Source organism: Acinetobacter sp. YH16042 (assembly GCF_013417245.1).
In the GTDB taxonomy this organism is placed as follows: Bacteria; Pseudomonadota; Gammaproteobacteria; order Pseudomonadales; family Moraxellaceae; genus Acinetobacter; species Acinetobacter amyesii.
Window position 1 is genome coordinate 41,049 of sequence record NZ_VPEJ01000018.1, and the last position, 20,054, is coordinate 61,102.

The following is a 20,054-nucleotide window of genomic DNA, read 5'->3' on the forward strand; positions in this document are numbered from 1 at the left end:
TATTCAGTTTTTATTTTGCAGCTTGCCAAAACACTTCCGCAGCTTGAATTGGATCATTGGTTTCTTCATAAGTTTTTAACCAGAGATCATAATTTTGCACAATGGGATGCTGACTCGGATGGAAGTCTTTTTTAAACCAATCTCGATATGGCTTGCTCATACGGGTGAGGGTGCCATTTTTACCAAAGAACCACGGTAAGCCTTTCATATTTAATTTTAAACGTTCAGTGAAGCTGAACCCGTCATGTTTCAGCATCACATTAGCACGGTATAAGGTAAAGCCAAGCATCAATCCACTGGTCCAGACCAAAGTAAATTTCTTTAGATTTTCATCGACCTTAGCCACATCTTTCATCACATCAAAAGCCACATCGCGATGTTCCATTTCTTCTATCGCATGCCAAATAAATAATGCACGGACATAAGGATGCGCAGATTCTAAGACGGACTTTTGGCTACAAAAGGTTTCAGCCATCAGCGCAGTCAAGTGCTCGGCAGAAGCCGTCATGGCAATGTTGTATTCAGGTGAGCGTTTGCTCAGTTCAAATTTAAAAATTTTATTTAGACGTTTAATGAACGCATCGACAGGCATGCCTTGTTGTTTCATCAACATATTCATTTTGTCATGCGCCATACCGTGCTGCGCTTCTTGACGAATAAAGTCAGCGACACGTTGTTGTAAATCAGGGTCTTGAATTTGACTGCGGAACAGACGTACAGATTCAATAAAATAGCGCTCGCCATCAGGAAAGGTCAGGCTCAAGGCATCAAACATACGTGTTAAAAAGGGGTCTCCGCCAAACCAATAGCGCGGGATTTCTTCTAACTTAAAATTTAGCTTTGTGCGAACAATGGGTTCGACTTGATATTTGACGATAGCATTCATGATATTTTTTCTGTGCGAGTCGTGTTGATTGCAGTATGTCGGAGAAATTGCACTTTGTTTTGACAGATATTGCCAATTTTTATACATTTTACGCCATGATGAAAATATAAAATGTCAGAATTGGCAGGTCAGAAAGAGGGGCGAGATGGCTGAAATTCAGATCCCAAATGGTTACTTCCAATTGTGGAGTATGGTCTTAATTGAGCGTGAATTAAACTATACACAGCTCGAATGGATTGCACCGTATGCTGCGCAAATTCAGCATGTGCTATCTTTGCCGATCGACTCTCAATCGCCGAATTCTTTTTTTAACAGCATTATGCAACTGACTCAGCAGCATCTGGATTGCCCGCAATTAGTTTTTGAAATGGCCAAGTATATTCGTGCGGAGCATTTTGGGGTGTTAGGCTATATGGCGACACTGAGCAACAGCGTTGCAGATGCGTTGCAATATGTGATGCGGTTTAGTCGTTTGGTGATTGATGGCGCGCAAATTGTGCCGATGAATATGAGCCATCAAGATCATCAAATTATACTGTCTTGGCCGCAGCATGATGATGAATATGCGTTGGTGAATGAATTGACGATGGCCTGTATGGCACATTTGGCCAAGCAAATTTTTCCAGATTCTTTAAAGTTACTCCGCATTCATTTTGCCCATGCGCCGCGGATGGCGTGTTATCACTATGAAAAGTTTTATGGCTGCCAAATGGAATTTTCGACCCTTAAATATTCATTTGTGATTCATGCCGATAGTTTGGATTTAAAGTCAGAACTTGCTGATCCGTCACTGATGCAATTGTTATTACGTCAAGCCGAAGAGGCGATAGCCGCTCGTCCGCAACATGCAGATCCAATTCAACAGATGCAACAATGCATCGCTGATCATCTCAAACGAAAACAGCAAGCCCCGAAAATAGAATGGTTAGCAGAGGAGTTACATCTGTCAGTCAGAACCTTGCAACGACAGTTACAGGAGAAAGACACCTCGTTTAAACGGCTTTTAGAGCTTGAACGGATGAAACGCTGTGAATATCTACTTATACAACAAACCCATTTGACAGATATCGCGTTGCAGTTAGGATATTCAGATCAGTCTGCTTTGGCACGTGCTTTTAAGGCATATAGCGGAGAGACATTATTGGCGCGGAAAAAAGCCTTGAGATTAGAATAAAACGTGCAGATTGCTCGTCAAGAAAAGCCTTTCAAACAACATTAAAAAAAGCGGTCAAACGACCGCTTTTCTTTTAAGCCAAGCTTATGCCGCAGCTTTTAATTTTGGATAACGAAGTAAAATGGCAAGGATGGCAAAGATTGCCAAGACCCAACAGTAATACACACTACCAATCAGTTCCACAGGTGAAAGTTTTGCGATCGAACAAGCCAGTAACAGCTGTGCACCATAAGGAATGAGACCTTGGACTACGCAAGAGAAAATATCCAAGAGCGCAGCAGCACGTTTAGGGTCTACACCATATTCTTTGGCGACTTCACGTGCCATGTCACCAGATAAAATAATTGCGACAGTGTTGTTTGCCACAAATAGGTTGGAGAAAATTACCAAGAAACTGATACCAATTTCACCTGCGCATTCAGCACCAACTTTAAAGCAGCGTGTCATGCTGTAAATACGTTGAATCAGCCATTCTAAACCGCCTTCTTTTTGCATAATGGCAGAAATACCACCTAAGAAAATAGAAAGCAGGGCAACTTCAAACATGCCGGTAAAGCCCTCATAAATAGAATTATTTAAGCTTAAAAAATTAAATTCAGGTTGAATGACCAAACCAATCAAGCCAGACAGTAAGACACCAATAGTCAGCACAGCAAGCACGTGCAAACGTGAAAAGGCCAAAATAAATACGGCTAAATACGGCAAGATCAGCCACGCATTATAAGTTTTGTATTCAATCGCTTGTGAGCCTTGACTCATAAATAAATAAATACAAATGCTAACGATCGATGCAGGAACAGCAATCCAAACATTGACGTTAAATTTATCGCGAAGCTGAACTTTTTGACTGTTCGTTGCAGCAATGGTGGTATCTGAAATCATCGACAGATTATCACCAAACATAGCACCGCCGACCACAGCACCAATGGCATACACCACTTCAATTTCGGTGACTTGTGTAAAACCAAAGGCAATTGGTGCACAGGCTGCAATAGTGCCCATGGAGGTTCCCATCGCTGTGGCAATAAAGGCCGCAATAATAAACAGCATAGGCAGCACGAACTCAGGCGCAATTACCGATAGTCCCAATTGCACTGTTGCATCGACACTACCGATGGCACTGCTGACACTGGCAAAAGCACCAGCGAGCATAAAGACCATGAACATTAAGATCAAATTCGGGTGGCTGGCACCTTTCATAAATGTATCAATCGCGTCATTGATCTTGCCGCGATAGAGCAAAATTGCCAATACAATTGCAGGAAGAGCAGCGACTGGGGCTTTCACTTGATAGAACGCAAACTCAGTTCCAATGATGGAATGGTAAATACCACTGCCCAAAAAAATGGTCAGAAAAACAATAAGCGGGAGCAGTGCAAATGCCCGAGCAGGCACTTTCGCTTGTGAATCGGAGGACATAGGAGATAAAAAAATAAAAGAATGGCGCTAGTATAATGCAGGTTTTGCTATTTAAGAAAAATTTAAATGTAAAAGCTAAGCCTGTTATTTATAACATTTTTTTGTAGATAAAATTAAGTTAATCTAAATGCTTAGGATTTTATCAAATCCCGAAATTAGGCATCTTTGATCATTGTGAAAAAAACAGAAATATCGGTAAATGATGCTTTCGGGTTGTTCTGGAAAATTATGTTTGCATGAGAAATACCGACTGAAGATTGTATACCCTGTTCAATGGGTAAAAAATAGCGTTACAATGCGATGTCTTGTATTTCTACAAAACCCACATCATAGTTTTGATTCATTCAAGGAAAGTATAACCCTATGTCACGTTTAGCCACTCGATTTGGAACGCTTAAATCTCAACAGCGTAAGGCCTTGGTTTCTTATGTTATGGCTGGTGACCCTCATCCACAGGTAACTGTTCCATTGTTACATCAAATGGTTGAGGCTGGTGTTGATGTGATTGAGCTTGGTCTCCCATTTTCTGATCCGATGGCAGATGGCCCAGTCATTGCACTTGCTGCAGAACGCGCTTTAGCAGCTGGCACAAATACTTTAGATGCTTTAAACATGGTGAAAGAGTTCCGTAAAAACGATACTGAAACACCCGTAGTACTCATGGGATATTTAAACCCTGTCGAAGTGATTGGCTATGAAAAATTCGTAGCTTATGCACATGAGTGTGGTGTAGACGGCGTGTTACTTGTGGACTTACCACCTGAAGAAGCTACTGATCTTGATGTTGTATTGAAAAAATACGATATGAATCAAATCTTCCTGCTTGCGCCGACATCTACGGATGAGCGTATTCAGCATGTTGTGAAACAGGCGAGTGGTTTTATCTACTATGTATCTTTGAAAGGTGTGACAGGCGCTGCAACACTTGATGTTGCCGAAGCTGCGGCACGTATTCAAAAAATTAAATCATATACCGATGTTCCTGTCGGTGTTGGTTTTGGTATTAGTGATGCTGCATCTGCGAAAGCAATGGGTGTAGCTGCTGATGCAGTCATTGTAGGTAGTGCCTTCGTTAAACAATTTGCAAACTTAGCACCAGAACAAGCTGTAATTGAAACAGTGAATAAAGTGAAGGAGCTTCGAGCTGCGCTCGATGAGTTAGTATGAGTCAAGACGCAAAAACAGGCAAAATTCTAAGCGCATCTACGCCATGGACTGAGCGTGTTGTACCCGGGATTCATGTACCGGATGAACAACAAGCACTAAAGGCGACATTTACTGAGCCAACAATTGAATGCCCTGAGTGTCATGCTTTGGTGACTCGTACTGCGATGTCATTTAATGCTTATGTTTGTCCTCAATGTGATGAACATTTGCGTATGAAAGCCCGCGATCGTTTGAATTGGTTCTTTGACCAAGTACAAACAGAATTGGGTCAAGAATTTAAAGCCAAAGATCCGCTGAAATTTGTTGATAGCAAAGCTTATCCAGATCGTATGGCTGAAGCGCAAAAGAAAACAGGTGAAACAGAAGCACTTGTGGTGATGCAAGGTTTGGTTAAAGGCATTCCAATGATTGCAACCGCATTTGAATTTGATTTCATGGGCGGTTCAATGGGTACTGTTGTCGGTGACCGTTTTGTTCAGGCTGCTGAACTTGCGATTAAATCACAACAACCATTAATCTGTTTTGCTGCTTCAGGCGGTGCGCGTATGCAAGAGGGCATGTTGTCTTTAATGCAAATGGCACGTACTTCAGCTGCAATTCAAAAAATGAAAGATGCAGGTCTTCCGTATGTAGTGGTATTAACGCATCCAGTTTACGGCGGTGTAACGGCATCTCTTGCAATGTTAGGTGATGTGCATTTGGCTGAACCAAAAGCAATGATTGGTTTCGCAGGTAAACGCGTTATTGAGCAAACTGTGCGTGAAAAATTGGAAGAACCGTTCCAACGTGCAGAATACTTGCTTGATCATGGTGTAGTCGATCAAATTGTCCACCGTCATGCATTACGTGATACAGTTTATCGTATTGTAGCGAAATTGATGAATTTGCCTTGAACACAGCACCACTTGCAACTGATTCTTTAAACACATGGCTCGATTATTGGAGCCATGTTCATGTTACGGGTATTGATTTAGGACTGGAGCGGGTAATTCCTGTTGCAGAACGATTGGGCGTAACTCAGCCTGATGCCAAAGTTTTGACGGTTGCTGGAACCAATGGGAAAGGCTCAACCACAACGACATTGGCTGCCATTTTAAATGCGCAAGGTTATAATGTGGGTTTATATCAATCACCGCATATCTACCGTTTTAATGAACGTGTAAAGCTTCAAGGTATGGAAGTGGACGATCAAACCCTGATTGATGCATTTGTTGTAGTTGATCAGGCCCGTCGTGAATGTGATTTAAGTTTATCTTTCTTTGAAGCGACCACTTTGGCCGCTTTTGTTATTTTTAAACAACGTGCTTGTGATGTTTGGGTACTCGAAGTTGGCCTGGGTGGTCGGCTTGATGTCGTCAATGTGGTTGATCCAAATGTTGCCGTGATTACCAATATTGGTCTGGATCATACCGATTGGCTTGGCGACACCATTGAAAAAATTGCTTTTGAAAAAGCCGGTATTATTCGTCCTGATATTCCAGTGGTATTTGGCGGTGATCAAGTACTGCCTGAAGCTATCCGTAAAAAAGCACAAGATTGCCATGCGCAATTGCATGTGCTCAATCGTGATTATTTCTATCAATATGCAAATGACGGTCAGTCTTGGATGTTTGCATCTTCTGGTTCGACCTTAAAACTACCGGTTGGGTCTTTGGCACTGGAAAATATTTCTACTGCCGTGGCTGCTATATTGCTCAGTGGCTTGGAAGTGACTCAAGAAGCGATTGCTCAAGGCATTATCAATGCCAAATTACAAGGTCGTTTTGAAGTACGAGAAATTGCAGGAAAAACGGTGATTTTTGATGCTGGACACAATCCGCACGGTGTTGAATTTTTGTTAAAGCAATTGCGAAATTTCCTTCATTACAATAAACAGTATTCAGAAGTGATTAGCGTTTTTTCAATGCTGACTGATAAAGATATAAATTCTGTCGTTAACTTATTGAAAGATACCGTAAGAATGTGGAAAATTGCACAATTAACTGTTCCGCGTGCGGCTGAGATCACACAATTAGATGACGCGTTACAGAATCAGGTCGTGCAACATTACGACAGTGTAAAATTAGCTTTTAAGTCAGCGCTTGAAGAATCAAAAAATAATCAGCTGATTCTGGTATGTGGTTCATTTCATACCTTAGAAGCGGTATGGGAGTATCTGGAAGAATGTCAATGAATAACAAACAGCGTTGGATGGGTGGCGTTGTTTTATTAGGTGGTGGTGTGCTGTTGGGTGCGCTATTGCTGAAAGGCAAAGAAGAAATACATCATAATCAGAACCAAGCTCCTGAAATGGCTCAAGTGCAACAACAGGGCCAAGGCTCAAAAATGTCGTCTTTGACTGTGGATGTTGAAACTGAAAAGCGTTTGCTTGAAGAACAACGTCGTACGCGTGAAAAATCGGTTGCAGAACAAGAAGCACGTGCAGCTGAATTTTTAGCGATGCAGCAACAAGCCGAAGCAGATGCTGCGCGTAAAGCAGCAGAAGAATATGCGGCTTTAAATGCGCACCGTTCTGCGCAGCAAAGCTCAGACAATATTCCACCTGAACTGATTGAAGATGAAAAAGCCAAACAAAAGCGTATCGCTGAGGAAAAATTGGCGGCTCAAAAAAAGTCCGAGACTCAGTCAGCACAGCAAAAGTCTGATCAAGCTCGGTTAGCGGCGGAAAAGCAAAAAGCTGAAGAAAAACGTCAAGCGGATGCTCAAAAAGAAGCTGAACGTAAAGCACATGCTGAAGCTGAGAAAAAAGCAGCAGATAAGAAAGCAGCCGAAGCGAAGCAACAAGCTGAAGAAAAGCGTAAAGCCGAAGAAAAACACAAGGCAGAAGAAAAGCGTAAAGCCGAAGAAAAACACAAGGCAGAAGAAAAGCGTAAAGCCGAAGCCAAGAAAAAAGCTGAAGCTGAAAAAGCACGTGATCTGTTGGAAAATGGCGATAAGCAATGGATGGTACAAGTTGCACTGGCTGCCAATGAAGCCAATGCAGATGCCGTCGCTGCAAAATTACGTGCAAAAGGCTATAAAGTGACGAAGAGTCCTACATCTAAAGGCATTCGTATTATGGTTGGCCCTTCGAAGGACCGTGATGCTGCGGACGCAACACGTAAAAAGATCAATTCAGATGCAAGTTTGAATATGAAATCGGCTTGGGTGATTGATTGGGTACCTCTCGATAAACGCTAAGTTTATTTGAGGAATGACCTTTAATAAGATGGATTCAGTAGTTGTTGCTGAATCCATTTTATATTTTCAGGGCTGAATAAACGGTCAATATTTTTCCAAATAGGGTGGAAGCCATAGCCACCTTGTTTCATTTCACGCTTTGCTTCCTCAATGGACCAATGCTGAAAAATAATTCGGTACATTGCCACACTCGCACCTGTACGGTCTGAGCCGTGGTAGCAATGGATTAACACTTTTTGCTGCTGTTGTTCAGCTTCTTTTATGGTTTTCATCACCGTCAGTAAATCTTCACGATCGATTTGCCACGTGTGTATCGGAATATGTACAAATTTAACCTTTTGCGTATCAATGACATTGTTTAAGCGTTCTGGGTCATGGTGCCGTGAACGTAAATTTATGATCACATCGATGTGCTGTTCTCGTAGAACAGGGGCGAGATCTACATCAGGTTGTTCACTGCGAAATACTGTTGGGCTGATTTGATAAAAATTATGCTGTTGATGAACGACTTTTCCCCAATGCTTAGGACGTTCATTTAACGGTAATGGATTTGATGTCATGCAACCCGTGAAGCTGAAGCTAACACTAAGGAGGATCATTGGCAGGATTTTAGCGGTCATTGCTTGTGTTCTGATAGCGAGCGAGTTCGAATGGGTCATGTGCGCAGATGAGATCGATGTCCGGATGCTGTGCTAACTGCTGAATCTTATGAAGTGTGTGCAGTCGCTGTGTATTGTCGGTGGCAAATAAACGCTCAAGCTGATTTAAGGCCCGCGAATGAAAATTTGGATTTAATTGATGCTGTGAGTAATAAGCATCGCCGCAATATAACAACCAGCGATGGTTGTTTTTAATCGCAATACCGGCATGACCCGCGGTATGTCCCAAAAGTGGGAGCATTAAAATATCCTCTTGAAAAATAGATAGACCGGCAGTGTGCTCTAAGTTAAACCATGCTTGCGTCCCGATGTTTTCGATAAAGTTCCAATAACGATGCTGTTGGAACTGCTGTGGTCGATAGCGCAGTCGTGATTTAAGGTTGTGAAGATTTTGAGTGGCGTTATATTCACTGGCTAAGACATGCACGGTCGCCTGCGGAAAATCTGATATCCCGCCAGCATGATCAAAATCTAGGTGTGACAACAAAATGTGTTGAACATCTTGAGCCCTATAGCCTAATTTTTGAATGTGATGAATCGCACTTAGTTGCGGATTAAATTTGATCTGCGCTGTGCGTGAAATAAACCGACCTAAACGATTTTGTGGATGTATATAATCTTGTAAGCCCAGTCCTGTATCGACTAAGACGAGCCCTTTATCTGTTTCAATGAGCAGGCAATGACAGACCAAATGTGCGCGAAAGCCTTTCTGTCCAAATAAAGGGGCACACGTTGGACAAAAACTACCACAATGTAAATGATGAATTTGATGAATCACGGTTTGTTGTTTTCAAGTTTTTCTTAGTTATAACGGAATTGTGATGTTTAACCAATCTAATCCCAGAGAGGAATTTGTAATCAAAAAAAAGCTCATCCGAAGATGAGCAGGTTGGAGAATGCCAGAACGGGCTCGTAATTCGTTCTGAGGGGAAAACTATAAGTAACTATAAGTAACTATGGTTATGATTCTGAGTTGGGTCAGGTGCTGCACTTAAAAATAGTTAAATTTGTACCTTCGCTTTGGTCACTCACAGCAGAGCTTCTTATCTTGCGCTCGGACAGCGTAATGCTCCGTTTTATCCTCACTTAGGTTGAGGCGTTAAACGAAGGTAAGGCGTAACTGCGTTATATCCTTGAGGAAAGCGTTGTTTGATTTCCTCTTCATCTTTTAATGACGGCACAATCACCACATCTTCACCTTGTTGCCAGTTGGCCGGTGTTGCAACTTTATGGTTGTCTGTCAGTTGCAAAGAGTCAATGACACGTAAAATTTCATGGAAGTTACGCCCTGTAGATGCAGGATAAGTAATGATTAAACGGACCTTTTTATTTGGATCGATGATCACCAAAGAGCGAACAGTTAATGTTTCGCTGGCATTGGGGTGAATGAAATCATAAAGGGTAGACACTTTACGGTCTTTGTCTGCAATGATCGGGAAGTTCACCGTGGTATTTTGAGTATTATTAATGTCATTAATCCAACCATGATGCGACTCAACATCATCAACAGACAGGGCAATGGCCTTGACACCACGTTTGCTAAATTCATCTTTTAGTTTTGCGGTAAATCCAAGTTCTGTGGTGCAGACTGGGGTGTAATCGGCTGGATGCGAAAATAAAATGCCCCAACTGTCACCTAAAAAGTCATAAAAATGAATGCTGCCTTCGCTTGAGTCTTGAGTAAAGTCTGGTGCAGTATCACCTAAACGAATCGTCATGGAATATCCCCGTATTTATTGAATTTGTTTAACTCAAAAATAAATATGAAGGATTTTTTTTATGATTAAAAATAGTGTTTTTTCATTTCTTTATGAATATATTTCATATAAAACAGTTTTATTGGGGGATAAATGCTAAATATCTCACGACAGAGTCACTATGTTGTCTGCAGAAAATTTGTTACATTAGCTTGCCTTAAGTCTCCGGGGCTAGAACCCGAGCGCAGAATATTTAAGGGGATTTTTGTGCAAAACCCTTGTACTTCGAATTTCTAGCACCATAATAACGACTAAGAAAATATATTCATTTGACAAGCAAGATTTAGAGAGTCTATTCATGTTGGCAAGTCTGATCGGAGGAATCTTCGGTACCAAAAATGAGCGCGAACTCAAACGCATGCGTAAAATCGTAGAGAAGATAAATGCGCTCGAGCCGACGATATCTGTTCTAAGCGATGCAGACTTATCTGCAAAAACTGAAGAATTCAAAGAACGTTATAAAAAAGGCGACAGCCTTGATAAATTATTACCTGAAGCGTTTGCTGTTTGTCGTGAAGCTGCAAAGCGTGTCATGGGCATGCGTCATTATGACGTACAGCTGATTGGTGGTATTACTTTACATGAAGGTAAGATCGCAGAGATGCGTACCGGTGAAGGTAAAACCCTCATGGGAACGCTTGCTTGTTACCTCAATGCGATTAGTGGTGAAGGTGTTCACGTGATTACGGTGAACGACTATCTCGCACAGCGTGATGCTGAATTAAACCGTCCATTATTCGAATTTTTAGGTTTAAGCATTGGGATTATTTACTCAATGCAAGACCCAACTGAAAAAGCTCAAGCATATCGAGCTGACATTACTTACGGTACCAACAACGAATTCGGTTTCGATTACTTGCGTGACAACATGGTGTTTTCTGCTGCTGAGAAAAAACAGCGCAGCTTAACCTATGCCATCATCGATGAGGTCGATTCGATCCTGATTGATGAAGCACGTACACCGTTGATCATTTCTGGTCAATCAGAAGACTCTTCTCAGTTGTATGCTGCCATTAACAGCATTCCACCAAAACTTCATGCACAAAAAGAAGAAAAGGTCCCAGATGGCGGTCACTTCTGGATTGACGAAAAACAGCGCTCTGTAGAAATGACCGAAGTCGGTTATGAAACTGTTGAAGCTGAATTGATTCAAATGGGCTTGCTTGCTGAAGGTGAAAGTTTATATTCATCTGCTAATTTAAACTTGGTACACCATGTTTCTGCGGCCATTCGTGCGCATTACCTATACCAACGCAACGTGCATTACATCATCCACGAAGGTGAAGTGATCATTGTCGATGAAAACACTGGTCGTACAATGCCGGGTCGCCGTTGGTCAGAAGGTTTGCATCAAGCAGTAGAAGCAAAAGAAGGTTTGGAAATTCAGCCTGAAAACCAAACTTTAGCAACTACAACATTCCAGAACTATTTCCGTCTATACAAAAAATTATCGGGTATGACGGGTACTGCAGATACTGAAGCTGCAGAAATGAAAGAAATTTATGGCTTGGATGTAGTACTGATTCCAACCCATCGCCCGATGATTCGTAATGACCAAAACGATTTAATCTATTTAAACCGTGAAGGTAAATACAATGCCATCATTCAAGAAATTCAACGTGTTCATGAAGCGGGTGTTGCACCGATCCTGATTGGTACAGCAACCATTGAAGCCTCTGAAATCTTATCAGATAAGCTAAAAGAAGCAGGCATTCAACATGAAGTGCTCAATGCGAAACAACATGAGCGTGAAGCGGATATTATTGCGCAAGCGGGTTCACCGCGTGCAGTGACGATTGCTACCAACATGGCCGGTCGTGGTACCGATATTCTGTTGGGTGGTAACTGGAAAGCCTTACTGGCGAAGATTGAAGAACCAACGGCAGCAGATGAAGCGCGTTTAAAAGCTGAGTGGGAACAAAATCATGACATGGTGTTGAACTCTGGTGGTTTACACATCATTGGTTCAGAACGTCATGAATCTCGTCGTATCGATAACCAGTTACGTGGTCGTGCGGGTCGTCAAGGTGACCCAGGTGTATCACGTTTCTACTTGTCGCTTGAAGATGACTTGATGCGTATCTTCGCTGGTGATCGCGTGGTTGCGATGATGCGTGCCATGGGTCTGAAAGAAGATGAAGCCATTGAACATAAAATGGTGTCACGTTCGATTGAAAATGCACAACGTAAAGTTGAAGCACGTAACTTCGATATTCGTAAAAATCTATTGAAATACGATGACGTAAACAACGAACAACGTAAGATTATTTACTCTCAACGTGATGAAATTCTTGAAGAAGCATCATTGCAAGATTACATCGAAACGATGATTCACGATGTGACTAAAGGCATGATCGAAGTATATATTCCACCTGAATCTATTCACGATCAGTGGGATATTGAAGGTCTTGAAAAAGCACTTCGTGAAGATCTATCGATTGAACTGCCAATTTCGCAGTGGCTAGAGCAAGATCGTCGTTTAGATGAAGAAGCTTTGGTTGAACGTATTACTGATGAAGTTCTTCAGCACTACCGTTCACGTCGTACGCAAATGGGTGACGAAACGGCTGCAATGCTAGAACGTCACTTTATGTTGAATTCATTGGACCGCCATTGGAAAGAGCATTTGGCAGCGATGGATTACTTACGTCAAGGGATTCATTTACGTGGTTATGCGCAGAAAAATCCTGAGCAAGAATACAAAAAAGAAGCCTTTAATTTATTTGTAAACATGCTTGCTGTGATTAAGTCCGATGTCGTGACAGATTTATCTCGTATTCATGTGCCTACAGCCGAAGAACTTGCAGAAATGGAAGCTCAAAAACAGGCTCAAGCAGAATCAATGAATCTTCAATTGTCACACAATGACTTTGATAATTTATTGGCTGAAGCTAATGGTGATGACATTATCGATGCGCAATATACACCTGCAGAGCAAGTGATTGTGCCACCGGAAAGCCGTAACTCACCGTGCCCATGTGGTTCAGGTCTGAAATATAAACAGTGTCACGGTAAAATCTAAACGACATTGCTTAATTTCAAATAAATCAGAGCCTTCGCGCTCTGATTTTTAATTTACACTGCTGATCTGACCTGAATGGTATTTGCAGTTCAGCAGATTAAATGTTATTTAGTTTCTATCAATAACCGTAAGACGGAAAAGACAATGAAAAAAGTACTAAAACCGTTCATGATTGCTGCTTTGGCTTTGCCAACTTTTGCCTTTGCAAACGCTCCTCAGACGACTTCTGTCGAGAAAGTTCAACAAGCAGTTGGTCCAACAACAACTCAAGTACAGGTTGGTACTGACGGTCAAGTGACTGTAGCAAGCCCGCGTACGGGTATTCGTTATACCTTTGCCAATCCAAATCGTCCGATCGTATTGCAAACTGCGAAAATTGCAGCAGCCAATGCAGCGAATGCTGACCGTATTGTGGCTGAAAACCCAGCACTTTCTGCTGCGAGTCAACAAAAAGCGAAACAAGTGCTTCTTGATGAAGCAACTCAGCTGGCGCGTAACTAATTTACGACGAACAGTGGTAAAGACCAGTCGGAAGACTGGTTTTTTTATGCGCAAAAGAAATGCACAATAAAATTACAGCAAAACCGTGCTTCTGCTCGATTTTTTATAGAATTTGCACTAAGCTGTATTTTTTATAACTCATATAGTTGGACGTTGAAAAATGGCAGTTGGTGACGTATCTATGCCACAGATGCATGTGGTGAAAGGTGTAAAAATCGGTTCGGCTGAAGCGTATGTGCGCTATCAGAACCGACGTGACCTTGTCATTTTTGAATTTGCTGAGGGTTCTAATGTCGCAGGCGTTTTTACTCAAAATGCATTTTGTGCAGCGCCGGTGCATATTTCGAAAGCACACTTATTAGCAGGTAATCCACGTTATCTAGTGATTAATACCGGAAATGCCAATGCCGGTACTGGCAAAATCGGTATGGCAAATGCTGAAGCGACGTGTGCGAAACTGGCGGAACTGGCAGGTGTTCAAAATACAGAAGTCCTTCCTTTTTCAACGGGTGTAATTGGCGAGCAATTACCTATTGATCGTTTGGTTCAAGGCTTGCAACCCGCATTAGATAGTTTACAAGAAGATGCTTGGTTGGATGCGGCAACAGGCATTATGACCACAGATACCACACCTAAAGGTGCATCTGAGCAGTTTGAGCTAGATGGGGTTCTGTATACCATGACTGGTATTTCTAAAGGTGCAGGCATGATTCGTCCAAATATGGCGACCATGTTGAGTTATGTGGCAACTGATGCACCCATTAGTCGTGAGTTAGTGCAACAGCTTTTGAAAACCACAGTTAACCTGTCGTTTAACCGTATTACGGTGGATGGTGATACCTCAACGAATGACTCATGTATTTTGATTGCAACGGGTCAAGCTGGTGGCGTAGAAATTACTTCAGAAACAGATTCACGTTATGCTGCTGTTTTAGACGTGTTAACACGTGTGATGAAACGACTTGCACAGCTTATTGTCCGTGATGGTGAAGGTGCGACGAAGTTTATTACTGTGGCGGTAGAAGGCGGTGCAGATACTCAAGAATGTTGTGATATTGCTTATAGCATTGCACATTCACCGTTGGTTAAAACTGCAATCTTCGCATCAGATCCAAACTGGGGTCGTATTTTGGCAGCAATTGGTTATGCCGGTGTACCAAACTTAGATGTTGAAAAAATTCAGGTCTGGTTGGGTGATGTTCAAATCTGTAAAGACGGTGGTGCCGCAGCAGATTATACCGAAGCAGCAGGGGCTGCAGAGATGGAGAAATCTGAGATCACGATCCGTGTAGATTTAGGACGTGGCAGTGCGCGAGATACTGTGTATACCTGTGACCTGTCGTATGACTATGTTAAGATTAACGCAGATTACCGTTCATAAATTTGATGTTTTTGAAAAGCCTCCGTTGTGAGGCTTTTTTATAAGTGGAACTTTTTAATGACCGGTAAAAAATAGCCAAGTGTCATATTTATGGGTCAGTTGTGAAGCACCTGTGTAGTAACAGGCATTAAGGATAGAGAAGACGTTGTGATGAATAATGCAAACAACTTAATTGCAAATGAAGCAAAATCAATTGTACAAGCGCATTTGGATCGTTTGGGCGATGTTAAAGAGCATCACTTAACGGAAGCTGCAAAGCTTGAAAAGTTTGAATTAATTAAAGCGGAACTCAAAAAACGTAACGCTGTCCTTGTTGCACACTATTACTGTGATCCTGAAGTGCAGGAACTAGCAGAACTGACCGGTGGATGCGTTTCGGATTCACTTGAAATGGCACGTTTTGGTCGGGATCATGAAGCAACGACGTTGGTGGTTGCAGGAGTGAAATTCATGGGGGAGACCTCGAAGATTTTATCTCCTGAAAAAACCGTACTGATGCCTACTTTAGAGGCAACATGCTCACTTGATTTGGGTTGTCCTGTCGATGAATTTACCAAATTTTGTGATGCACATCCGGATCATACGGTTGTGGTATATGCCAATACCTCGGCGGCAGTGAAAGCACGTGCAGATTGGGTGGTAACCTCTAGCTGTGCTGTTGAAATTGTTGAGCATTTAGATAGTTTAGGTGAAAAAATTATTTGGGCACCCGATCAGCATCTCGGTCGCTATATTCAAAAGAAAACCGGTGCAGACATGTTGCTGTGGGATGGGGCATGTATTGTTCATGAAGAATTCCGTGCACGTGGTATTGCCAATATGAAGGCGTTGTATCCTGATGCAGCAGTTTTGGTGCATCCTGAGTCACCAGAATCTGTCGTGGATATTGCAGATGCCGTCGGTAGCACCTCGCAATTGATCAAGGCTGCACAAACCTTGCCACACGAACGTTTAATCGTGGCAACAGATCGTGGTATTTTTTACAAAATGCAGCAAGCTGTACCAAATAAAATTCTCATCGAAGCACCGACGGCAGGTGAGGGAGCGACTTGTCGTTCATGTGCGCATTGCCCTTGGATGGCGATGAATGAATTGGATGGCATTCTGGAAGTTTTACAAAAAGGCGATCAGGAAATTTTTGTAGATCCGGCATTGGCTGAACGTGCTAAATTGCCTTTAGATCGGATGTTGAATTTCAGCGCCAGTTTAAAACGTTAATTTTTGCTTGAAAAATGATTAAAGTGCTTGATAAATAATCGCTTGAAATGATTTTTTATGTTTTTTTGAAGATAGGTGTTGACGTTAATCAACGTCACGCCTAGAATGCACACCGTACCGCACGATATGCGATACAGCGAAAGCTGAGATGAAACGGAGCATAGCACAGCCTGGTAGTGCACCTGGTTTGGGACCAGGGGGTCGTAGGTTCGAATCCTACTGCTCCGACCAATTTCTCAAGGCAAAAATCGCGTGATAGTCTATGTCATCGGTAATGCGCCTGTAGCTCAGTTGGATAGAGCATCCGCCTTCTAAGCGGATGGTCACAGGTTCGAATCCTGTCAGGCGCGCCATTTTAATGGTGTTCTGATAATAGAATCTGAAACTTGTTGTGATGGTGGATGTAGCTCAGTTGGTAGAGCCCCGGATTGTGATTCCGGTTGTCGTGGGTTCGAATCCCATCATTCACCCCAATTCGGAGCATAGCACAGCCTGGTAGTGCACCTGGTTTGGGACCAGGGGGTCGTAGGTTCGAATCCTACTGCTCCGACCATTTTCTTAAAGAAAACGGTCGATAAAAGATACCGCATACAGCGGTTTTTTTATGCCTGTAATTTAAAATGCGTTATATTGGTTATTCACAAGCAAGAACATGATGGTGGATGTAGCTCAGTTGGTAGAGCCCCGGATTGTGATTCCGGTTGTCGTGGGTTCGAATCCCATCATTCACCCCAATTCGGAGCATAGCACAGCCTGGTAGTGCACCTGGTTTGGGACCAGGGGGTCGTAGGTTCGAATCCTACTGCTCCGACCATTTATCTCAAAAGTAATGCTATGAAAAAGATGCCGCATTTAGCGGTTTTTTTATGCCTGAAATTTATAAAAAATAAAAAAGCCACCATAAGGTGGCTTTTCTAAATTCCGCTATTTAGGGAATGATCGTGACATTTACACGACGGTTGATGGCACGATTTGTTTCGGTGTCATTAGAGACCATCGGCTGTTCAGCACCACGGCCAATAATTTGAATATTTGAACTGTTATAACCTTGCTTTAAAAAGACGTTTGCGACGCTTTGCGCACGTTTTTCTGACAGTTGTTGGTTGTAATTGGCTTGTCCAACATTATCCGTATGACCAATAAACTTAATTTTATTCAGGTCATATTTAATCAGTTGAGTGGCAAGTGTATTTAACTTGCCTTGTTGGTGAGGTTGAATTTGATAATCATCAAAACCAAATAAAAGACGTTCTGGTAGGGCAAGTGTCCAACCATCGTTGGTCAAGACAAAACCTTCTTTTTTAAGCATGCGTGCTTGTTTGTAGCTTAAGTTACCTAAACTCATGCAGGCTGTCATAGTGGCCGTGAATGCAAGTATAAATAAAACTTTAAATGCGTTCTTTAACATAGCAAATCCTATGAGTTGGGCGTTGTGGTGCAATGCACCAATGATTATTCGAAAGTTTAGCATCATACATGGCGCGATCCGCATCTGCGATTAGATCTTCTGGCGATTTCGCATTTTGGATCAGTGCCACACTAATATTAGCTTGTAATGCAATATTATGTTGCTCATAAACAAATGTGGAACCATAGCATTCATGTATTTTGTGACAAAAGACTTCGAGTTCTGTCAGGAAATTTAAACGATTGATAATAATTGCAAATTCGTCACCACCGAGTCGCGCAACGAAAGCATCATCTGGCAGCGCTTGCTTTAAACAGTGTGATGAGGCGCGTAGTACAGCATCCCCAGCTAAGTGTCCATATTGGTCATTCACATGTTTAAAGTTTTCAATATCTACAAAGAACACAGCAGCGTTCGCTTGTAAGTCAAAAAGTTCAAATAGCTTTTCATAAAAATAATTACGATTTGGCAATTGGGTTAATGCATCATGACGTGCTAGATGAATAAGTTTGTCATTTTCTGAAATTAAGTTTTTATTCGACTGTTCGATTTCACTGAGTAAGCCATTAAAGGCGGTACTAAGCGCGTGTAATTCTTGAATATCGGAATTTGAAACCCGCATTTTATAATCTTTCTTAATGCTAATGGTCTGAGCAGATTCAACAATAGAGCGAACGGATTGCATTAAGTATTGATAAACAGAATTCACCGACCAAAATACGGTAGCCAATAAAAGAATAAAACCTAAAAATAAACCCAATAAAATTTTATGGAAGAAACTAACTAAATCTGAAGAGTTTCCATATACGATTAGTTCACCATAACTTTTCTGATCATGATGTATATCTAAACGAATCGGTTGGCTAAAAAAGAAATAATCCAAAATCGCTTGGCTGGAAAAAGTTGAAATTTCTTGTTGTTTAGTATGTGCGAGCGAGGCATTTTGATGGTTAGTAATTTCTATCGATCGAATGGGATACAGTCGAGTGTATTCGTTTAAAATTTGACGCATCGTTGTTTGGTCATTAAACACCACAGCAGGTTGAACACGTTCGTTTATCGCATTTGATAAAATCGTTAAGCTGTTTTTTGCATAGGTATGCATAGTATAAGTGGAAATAACCAAAAAAATCGCAGAACAAATCGTAAAAGTTAAAGCGAAGATAGTGAGCTGCGAACGCGTAAATAATTGGTGTAATGTAATTGGGTTATAGAGTTGTTTCATTCAGCTGACTCCGATGACTTCGCCAGTAATAAAACGCGTGGATCAATATGTATTTGTGACTGCGTTAAGCTTTCCATATTAATTTTAAACGAATAACTCTGATTTTTTTTATACAAACAAAATGCACTGCCAGACTCACACTCACTATTGTTACTACTTAGAGAGAGGGCGGGGAAATTAACATGGTTGTTTAAAATACTTTGTTCTTCTTTTGCTGATAGATTGGAAAAAAATAAAACTTGGCAATGACTAGATTTGATGTCATTCACATTGATGGCTGTAATTTTATAAGTGCTGTGGGTTGGCGCAAGTTTTTTAAAATCATTGACTAAACTTGAATTATTAATCACACAAAATTTGGGTGAAGTGGTTTCCCACTTGGCATAACTCAATATAGAGAAAGTGGTTGTGAAAATATTTGCTGTGGGAGCTGCATATAATATGGGTGAAATGGAGCACGCCATTATTAAATAGGCAGTTTTTTTAAAAACAACCATACGAAATCAATAATTCTTAAATTAAATGGAATGAAAATTGGGTTTATATACGTTTTATTATATGAAATAGGGTGTATATAGCCCAATAATAATACAAAAGAATGTTTATGTGTTTAAAAAAGCGACATGCGTAAAATAAATCATAAAAAAGGTGTTGCGTTGGATCAGAAATGCTGTAGAATGCACATCCATCGGCGGTGATAAAGATTAAAACTTCTGATAAAACAATGACTTGGTTGAATTGATTAAGTTGGGTTTTAGAAAGAAAGTTTAAAAATAATTTGAATTACCGGTTGACTCTTTAGAAATAAAGAGTAATATAACCGACCTAGCTTGCTGGTGACGAACCAGTAAGAAGATCATTAAGAGATTATGAAGAACAACTTGTGTGGATTTTTACTGATTGATCGATCGAAATTATTTTCATTGATTAATGGTAGAAATTACTCGAAGTTTATTTGAGCAAATTTTTGTCAGTAATTGATGAGCCAAGATTGGTACACTATATGTACTATTGATTTTAAACTGAAGAGTTTGATCATGGCTCAGATTGAACGCTG

The 20,054-nt window shown here is 41.3% G+C and carries 17 protein-coding genes and 6 tRNA genes; 15 read left to right on the forward strand and 8 right to left on the reverse strand.

What is annotated here, in order from left to right:
• Positions 1-10 precede the first annotated feature (10 nt).
• Positions 11-886, reverse strand: a complete 876-nt coding sequence (locus FTV37_RS12440; protein ID WP_078191325.1) for a metal-dependent hydrolase — start codon at positions 884-886, stop codon at positions 11-13.
• Positions 887-1,031: 145 nt separating this feature from the next.
• On the opposite strand from FTV37_RS12440, the gene FTV37_RS12445 reads away from it, so the two are divergent.
• Entirely contained in the window at positions 1,032-2,060 is a 1,029-nt protein-coding gene (locus FTV37_RS12445) for an AraC family transcriptional regulator (protein ID WP_180064003.1), read from the forward strand.
• 84 nt (positions 2,061-2,144) lie between these two features.
• Here the strand turns inward: FTV37_RS12445 and FTV37_RS12450 are convergent, their stop codons facing one another.
• Positions 2,145-3,479: a Na+/H+ antiporter NhaC family protein gene (locus FTV37_RS12450; RefSeq protein ID WP_180064004.1), complete on the reverse strand. Its 1,335-nt coding sequence runs from the start codon at positions 3,477-3,479 to the stop codon at positions 2,145-2,147.
• Positions 3,480-3,842: 363 nt separating this feature from the next.
• On the opposite strand from FTV37_RS12450, the gene trpA reads away from it, so the two are divergent.
• From trpA to FTV37_RS12470, 4 genes are read left to right on the forward strand one after another with little or no spacing between them, the layout of a single operon-like run.
• The gene (gene trpA, locus FTV37_RS12455) at positions 3,843-4,646 is read left to right on the forward strand and encodes a tryptophan synthase subunit alpha (protein WP_067767674.1); all 804 of its coding nucleotides are present in this window, start codon (positions 3,843-3,845) and stop codon (positions 4,644-4,646) included.
• A complete protein-coding gene (gene accD / locus FTV37_RS12460; protein WP_067767671.1) occupies positions 4,643-5,539 on the forward strand; it encodes an acetyl-CoA carboxylase, carboxyltransferase subunit beta in 897 nt (298 codons plus the stop codon). Before trpA ends, accD begins: the two co-directional genes overlap by 4 nt.
• The gene (gene folC / locus FTV37_RS12465) at positions 5,536-6,819 is read left to right on the forward strand and encodes a bifunctional tetrahydrofolate synthase/dihydrofolate synthase (protein ID WP_180064005.1); all 1,284 of its coding nucleotides are present in this window, start codon (positions 5,536-5,538) and stop codon (positions 6,817-6,819) included. Before accD ends, folC begins: the two co-directional genes overlap by 4 nt.
• Positions 6,810-7,826, forward strand: coding sequence for an SPOR domain-containing protein (locus FTV37_RS12470; RefSeq protein WP_373683583.1), 1,017 nt, complete (start codon positions 6,810-6,812; stop codon positions 7,824-7,826). Before folC ends, FTV37_RS12470 begins: the two co-directional genes overlap by 10 nt.
• A 20-nt stretch (positions 7,827-7,846) precedes the next feature.
• On the opposite strand, the gene FTV37_RS12475 is transcribed toward FTV37_RS12470, so the two are convergent.
• From FTV37_RS12475 to FTV37_RS12485, 3 genes are all read right to left on the reverse strand, one after another.
• Positions 7,847-8,386, reverse strand: a complete 540-nt coding sequence (locus FTV37_RS12475; RefSeq protein ID WP_373683584.1) for a dual specificity protein phosphatase family protein — start codon at positions 8,384-8,386, stop codon at positions 7,847-7,849.
• A 49-nt stretch (positions 8,387-8,435) separates the two neighbouring features.
• On the reverse strand, positions 8,436-9,263 hold the full coding sequence (locus FTV37_RS12480) for an MBL fold metallo-hydrolase (protein ID WP_180064007.1): 828 nt from the start codon (positions 9,261-9,263) through the stop codon (positions 8,436-8,438).
• A gap of 304 nt (positions 9,264-9,567) precedes the next feature.
• Positions 9,568-10,203 carry a peroxiredoxin gene (locus FTV37_RS12485; protein WP_078194127.1) on the reverse strand — a complete coding sequence of 212 codons (636 nt, stop codon included), beginning with the start codon at positions 10,201-10,203 and terminating at the stop codon, positions 9,568-9,570.
• A 337-nt stretch (positions 10,204-10,540) separates the two neighbouring features.
• Here FTV37_RS12485 and secA point away from each other — a divergent pair, with 337 nt between their 5' ends.
• The 10 genes from secA to FTV37_RS12535 all read left to right on the forward strand — a co-directional run bounded on the left by secA (position 10,541) and on the right by FTV37_RS12535 (position 17,178).
• Positions 10,541-13,264 (forward strand): preprotein translocase subunit SecA, encoded by a 2,724-nt coding sequence (gene secA / locus FTV37_RS12490; protein ID WP_180064008.1) that lies wholly within the window; start codon positions 10,541-10,543, stop codon positions 13,262-13,264.
• A 144-nt stretch (positions 13,265-13,408) separates the two neighbouring features.
• Complete coding sequence (locus FTV37_RS12495; RefSeq protein ID WP_078191213.1) at positions 13,409-13,765, forward strand: hypothetical protein; 357 nt, start codon at positions 13,409-13,411, stop codon at positions 13,763-13,765.
• Positions 13,766-13,925: 160 nt separating this feature from the next.
• Positions 13,926-15,146 carry a bifunctional glutamate N-acetyltransferase/amino-acid acetyltransferase ArgJ gene (gene argJ / locus FTV37_RS12500; RefSeq protein ID WP_180064009.1) on the forward strand — a complete coding sequence of 407 codons (1,221 nt, stop codon included), beginning with the start codon at positions 13,926-13,928 and terminating at the stop codon, positions 15,144-15,146.
• 150 nt (positions 15,147-15,296) lie between these two features.
• Entirely contained in the window at positions 15,297-16,364 is a 1,068-nt protein-coding gene (nadA, locus tag FTV37_RS12505; protein ID WP_078191211.1) for a quinolinate synthase NadA, read from the forward strand.
• A gap of 154 nt (positions 16,365-16,518) precedes the next feature.
• Positions 16,519-16,595, forward strand: a tRNA-Pro gene (locus FTV37_RS12510).
• Positions 16,596-16,640: 45 nt separating this feature from the next.
• A tRNA-Arg gene (locus FTV37_RS12515) sits at positions 16,641-16,717 on the forward strand.
• A 44-nt stretch (positions 16,718-16,761) separates the two neighbouring features.
• Positions 16,762-16,837: transfer RNA gene (locus FTV37_RS12520), tRNA-His, on the forward strand.
• A gap of 3 nt (positions 16,838-16,840) precedes the next feature.
• Positions 16,841-16,917 (forward strand) — tRNA-Pro (locus FTV37_RS12525).
• A 105-nt stretch (positions 16,918-17,022) separates the two neighbouring features.
• A tRNA-His gene (locus FTV37_RS12530) sits at positions 17,023-17,098 on the forward strand.
• Between the two features lie 3 nt (positions 17,099-17,101).
• A tRNA-Pro gene (locus FTV37_RS12535) sits at positions 17,102-17,178 on the forward strand.
• Positions 17,179-17,292: 114 nt separating this feature from the next.
• Here the strand turns inward: FTV37_RS12535 and FTV37_RS12540 are convergent.
• The 3 genes from FTV37_RS12540 to FTV37_RS12550 are packed head-to-tail and all read right to left on the reverse strand — an operon-like array spanning position 17,293 to position 19,494.
• The gene (locus FTV37_RS12540; protein ID WP_078191210.1) at positions 17,293-17,772 is read right to left on the reverse strand and encodes an OmpA family protein; all 480 of its coding nucleotides are present in this window, start codon (positions 17,770-17,772) and stop codon (positions 17,293-17,295) included.
• Positions 17,753-18,997, reverse strand: a complete 1,245-nt coding sequence (locus FTV37_RS12545) for a diguanylate cyclase domain-containing protein (protein WP_180064010.1) — start codon at positions 18,995-18,997, stop codon at positions 17,753-17,755. Before FTV37_RS12545 ends, FTV37_RS12540 begins: the two co-directional genes overlap by 20 nt.
• Positions 18,994-19,494 (reverse strand): YfiR family protein, encoded by a 501-nt coding sequence (locus FTV37_RS12550; RefSeq protein WP_180035852.1) that lies wholly within the window; start codon positions 19,492-19,494, stop codon positions 18,994-18,996. Before FTV37_RS12550 ends, FTV37_RS12545 begins: the two co-directional genes overlap by 4 nt.
• Positions 19,495-20,054 lie beyond the last annotated feature (560 nt).

Bases quoted from the DNA above. Each gene is read 5' to 3' on its own strand.
- FTV37_RS12440 (WP_078191325.1), bottom strand. From the start codon at position 886: ATGAATGCTATCGTCAAATATCAAGTCGAACCCATTGTTCGCACAAAG.
- FTV37_RS12445 (WP_180064003.1), top strand. From the start codon at position 1,032: ATGGCTGAAATTCAGATCCCAAATGGTTACTTCCAATTGTGGAGTATG.
- FTV37_RS12450 (WP_180064004.1), bottom strand. From the start codon at position 3,479: ATGTCCTCCGATTCACAAGCGAAAGTGCCTGCTCGGGCATTTGCACTG.
- trpA (WP_067767674.1), top strand. From the start codon at position 3,843: ATGTCACGTTTAGCCACTCGATTTGGAACGCTTAAATCTCAACAGCGT.
- accD (WP_067767671.1), top strand. From the start codon at position 4,643: ATGAGTCAAGACGCAAAAACAGGCAAAATTCTAAGCGCATCTACGCCA.
- FTV37_RS12470 (WP_373683583.1), top strand. From the start codon at position 6,810: ATGTCAATGAATAACAAACAGCGTTGGATGGGTGGCGTTGTTTTATTA.
- FTV37_RS12475 (WP_373683584.1), bottom strand. From the start codon at position 8,386: ATGACATCAAATCCATTACCGTTAAATGAACGTCCTAAGCATTGGGGA.
- FTV37_RS12485 (WP_078194127.1), bottom strand. From the start codon at position 10,203: ATGACGATTCGTTTAGGTGATACTGCACCAGACTTTACTCAAGACTCA.
- secA (WP_180064008.1), top strand. From the start codon at position 10,541: ATGTTGGCAAGTCTGATCGGAGGAATCTTCGGTACCAAAAATGAGCGC.
- FTV37_RS12495 (WP_078191213.1), top strand. From the start codon at position 13,409: ATGAAAAAAGTACTAAAACCGTTCATGATTGCTGCTTTGGCTTTGCCA.
- argJ (WP_180064009.1), top strand. From the start codon at position 13,926: ATGGCAGTTGGTGACGTATCTATGCCACAGATGCATGTGGTGAAAGGT.
- nadA (WP_078191211.1), top strand. From the start codon at position 15,297: ATGAATAATGCAAACAACTTAATTGCAAATGAAGCAAAATCAATTGTA.
- FTV37_RS12540 (WP_078191210.1), bottom strand. From the start codon at position 17,772: ATGTTAAAGAACGCATTTAAAGTTTTATTTATACTTGCATTCACGGCC.
- FTV37_RS12545 (WP_180064010.1), bottom strand. From the start codon at position 18,997: ATGAAACAACTCTATAACCCAATTACATTACACCAATTATTTACGCGT.
- FTV37_RS12550 (WP_180035852.1), bottom strand. From the start codon at position 19,494: ATGGTTGTTTTTAAAAAAACTGCCTATTTAATAATGGCGTGCTCCATT.